Consider the following 4,010-nt stretch of genomic DNA (forward strand, 5'->3'; position numbering starts at 1 on the left):
CCGGAGACGGCCCGGCGCTCCGCCAGGCGCTGGGCCTTTATTTCGGCGCGCCGGCGCATTGTTTTCGCCTGGAAGAGCAGTCCGGGCTCGGAAACAACCGCCAGCCGCAGTTGGTCATGCAGGAATCCGTCTGAAACGGCGCCGAGGTGAAAATGAAAAACATCCCGTCCGGGAGAATTTGCGCTCCGGAAACGGTCAAGCGCGCCCGGGGTGCTGAAAAAGAGATGCACATCCATGCCGGCGCGCGCTTTTTCCTCCAGCCGGCCAAGCCATTGCCGACGATTTTCGCGCGCGGCATCAACGGTCAAAAACGACTGCAAGGGCGGGCTCATATCATGGAGCGCCCGGAAACCGGGATCCAGCGAGGGGAAAGCATCGGGCAATATATGCGGGGAAAGGCCGGTTTGCGCCAGGGACCGCCAGGGCGAGCAATCAACAACCGAAAAACACTGGGGACAGGGCCGCCGGGAAAGATTTTCAAGCAGCGCGGCAAAGGAAACATCGGCGCCGGAAAATCCGGCGTCACGGCAGGCGCTTTCGTGCAGTGCGGCGTGGCAGGCGATTCCGCCGTACTGCCGGGCGCTTTTATCCGCCGCGGCCGGACACTTTTCCACCCAGAAAAAAACCGTCTCGTCCGGCAGACATTGCGCCAGCGAATCATAAGAATTTGAAATTTGCGATTCAAGATTTGAGATTTGAGGGACGCGGGTTAAAACGGATTCGGAGGCCGGCGGGATGACGACCGTGCCCGCCCGGCCGCACGAGCGCTGGTCAACCGCGTCAAACCGCCTGATGGATTCAACCGTCAGGCCGTCAAATTCAATCCGGAGCGGAAGAGGCTCGGACGGCGGCCAGACATCGGCCAGGCCGCCGCGCCGGGCGGCCTGGGCTTTCTCCTGCACCTCCGGAACAAACTCATAGCCCGCTTGTTCCAGCCATGCCGCCAGGCGGTCCGGATCGTGCGGCTTTCCCTCGGAAAGCCGCAAGGCATACCGGTTGAGCGCCGCAGGCGAAATTGTTTTCTGCATCAGAGCCTGGACGCAGGTATTGATCAAAAAAGGGGACTGAGCGACGCCGATCCGGGCCAAGGCGCGCAAACGTTCGCCGGCGGCGATCGCCGGGCGGCCGCTGTCGCGCCCAGAGGGCTTCCCGCCCTTTCCGCCGGCAGTATCCTCCTCGCGGGGCGGGTAATCCAGGATTGCGGCGGCGTCCTTTTCCGCCGTGAAAGCATCCAGGTTGCGCCGCATTTCATCCATGAGCGCGGCGCTTTCGGTAATAATGACGAGGGGACGGCCGAGCGTCCGCCTCATTTCAAGCGCGAACAAAGCGGCGGCGGAAAAAGGCAGGGGCATGAAGCAACATATTTTTCCCCTGGCGAAAACTTCCTTAACCGGAAAAATTAAGGAATGCAGGGCGATTTCCGGCGGCCGCGGAATTCCCGCGGTCTCCGGCAGTTTGGAGGCATGGGACGCCATCATTTTTTCCCGGCCGGTGGCAGCGCGGGCAAGTTGCTTTTCACGCCTGAAACAAGGGGGTTACCGCCGCATGCCATTAAAACGGCGGCCGGAGTCGTTCTTGCGGCATGCTCTGCTCAAGGGGGCCACGTAGACGCTGTTTTCCCCTATGAGCCGCTCCAAATCGGTTACCAGGCTTTCCCGCGGCATAACTCTGAACCCGGCCCCGCAGCTTAAAAAAACCTCTTCGCCTTTCGGAAATTGAAGGCAGAAAAAAACGGAAATATTGCCCGCGTGCGCCTGAAGCAGGCTGCGGATTTCATGCAAAAGGTTGTCATTGACCGCGGCCGCCGGCAAATGAATGCTGAGCCGCTCCGCAAAAAGGGAGGGCGCCTGCTCCAGGGGATATATTTCCTGCAGGTACATCTTCACATTCTCTTCATTTTTGGAAATCCGCCCGCAGGCCAGCACGGTCGCGCCCTCCGCCAGGATCCCTTCGTATTCCCGCAACTCCTGGTTGAAGACGATCGCCTCCAGCGAGCCTTCAATCCCCTCAATCTGAAGCGTGGCGTAGGGCCGGTTATCCTTTGACACTTTCCTTTCCACCTTTTCAAGCAGGCCGCCCACGCGGGTTACGGCGCCGTCTTCCAGTTCCGCCAGTTCGCTGATACGCGCCAGGCTGTACAATTTAAGCAGTTTTTCATGCTGCGACAAGGGGTGGCCGCTCATATAAATGCCCAGCAGTTCCTTTTCATCGGCCAGCAGTTTGCTTTCGTGCCACGGCTCGCAGGCGGCCAGGCAACCGTCGGCATTGCCGGCGTGATCCCCGCCGAGCGCGGCGAACAAATTGCCCTGTCCCGCCTGGCGGTCGCGCTGGACCGCCGCGGCGCGGCTCAACAGACGGTCAATTGCCTCAAACAACTGGGCGCGGTGCCCGCCAAGACCGTCGCATGCCCCGCAGCGGATCAGCGTTTCCAGTATTTTGCGGTTGACGAATTTGGGTTCCATGCGGGCGCAGAAATCGGTGAGATTTTTGAAAGCCCCGTTTTTTTCGCGCTCCTGCACAATAGCTTCGGCGGCGCCCACGCCGATGTTTTTTATGCCGGCCAGGCCGAACCGGACGGCTTTTGAAAGGGGCAGGAATCTGACCGCGCTTTTGTTTATATCGGGCGGAAGAATTTCCAGCCCCATATCACGGGCTTCGCCGCTGAAAACCGGCATTTTTTTTGTGTTGCCCCCGATTTCTCCGGAGAGCAGGGCGGCCATGAATTCTTCCGGATAATGCGCCTTCAGATAAGCGGTCTGATAAGCGATGATGGCATAGCCGGTGCTGTGCGATTTATTGAACCCGTAACCGGCGAATTTGGCCATATTGTCAAAAATCTTTTCCGCCTTTTTGCGGGTCAGGCCGCTGGTTTTATGGCAGCCTTCAATGAATTTCTCCCGCTGTCTTTCCATCTCTTCCGGCTTTTTTTTACCCATGGCCCGGCGGAGGATGTCGCCGTCGCCCAGGCTGAAACCGGCGATCTGCTGGGCCGCCTGCTGGACCTGTTCCTGATAGAGAAGGATACCGTAGGTTTCCGCCAGAATCGGTTCCAGACGCGGGTCGTCATAAGTGATTTTGGCCTTGCCGGTCTTGCTTTCCACGTATTTATCAAGCATGTTCATCGGCCCGGGCCGGTAAAGGGCAACCATGGCGATCAAATCCTCAATCCGGTTCAATCCGATCCGGCGCACCAGGTCGCGCATGCCGCGGCTTTCAAGCTGGAAGACGCCAATCGTGTCGCCGCGCTGGCAGAGCGCAAAAGTTTCGGGGTCATCCATAGGAATATTGTCTATGTCAATTGCGCCCCCCCTGGTCTCGGCGATCAGCTTGACCGTTTCGTCAATGATATTCAGGGTTGTGAGGCCGAGAAAATCGGCCTTGATCAGCCCAAGGGCCTCCACGTGGTCCTTGCTGAATTGCGTTATGACCTGGCCGTCCTTGTCCCTTGCAAGCGGTATCATCTGCGCGAGCGGCTGGTTGCTGATCACCACGCCGGCGGCGTGGACGCCCGCGTGGCGGAACAATCCCTCCAGCACGGCGGCATGCGGCATGATTTGTCTGGCATACTGGTCATGCTCGCAGGCCGCTTTGAACTCCGGATTCAATTTCTTGGCCGTTTCCAGGTTCATATCGGGGTCTTCCGGCACCATTTTCGCCAGCCGGTTGCACTCGGAAAGGGGAACCTGCAGGACCCGGCCGACGTCGCGGATCACCGTCTTGGCGCCGAGCGAACCAAAGGTAATGATTTGCGCCACATTTTCGCGCCCATATTTCCGCCGGACGTATTCAATCACTTCCGGCCTCCGGAACTGGCAGAAATCAATATCAAAATCCGGCGGGGTAACGCGCTTCGGGTTGAGGAACCTTTCAAAGACGAGTTTATAGCGGAGCGGATCAATGCCGGTTATGCCGAGCGCGTAGGAAACAAGGCTGCCGGCGCCGGAACCGCGGCCGGGACCGACCGGGATTTTATTTTCCCTGGCAAACCGGACAAAATCCCAGACGATCAG

General features: G+C 59.1%; 2 protein-coding genes. Both read right to left on the reverse strand.

Features of this window, described 5'->3' with window-relative positions:
- A partial coding sequence (locus PHP98_11815) for a hypothetical protein (GenBank protein ID MDD5484314.1) occupies positions 1 to 1,478 on the reverse strand: 1,478 nt, incomplete at its 3' end.
- Between the two features lie 57 nt (positions 1,479 to 1,535).
- Positions 1,536 to 4,010, reverse strand: a 2,475-nt coding sequence (gene dnaE, locus PHP98_11820) for a DNA polymerase III subunit alpha (GenBank protein MDD5484315.1), incomplete at its 5' end; no start/stop codon positions are given.

It is taken from the genome of Kiritimatiellia bacterium, assembly GCA_028715905.1.
Lineage (GTDB): Bacteria > Verrucomicrobiota > Kiritimatiellia > JAAZAB01 > JAAZAB01 > JAQUQV01.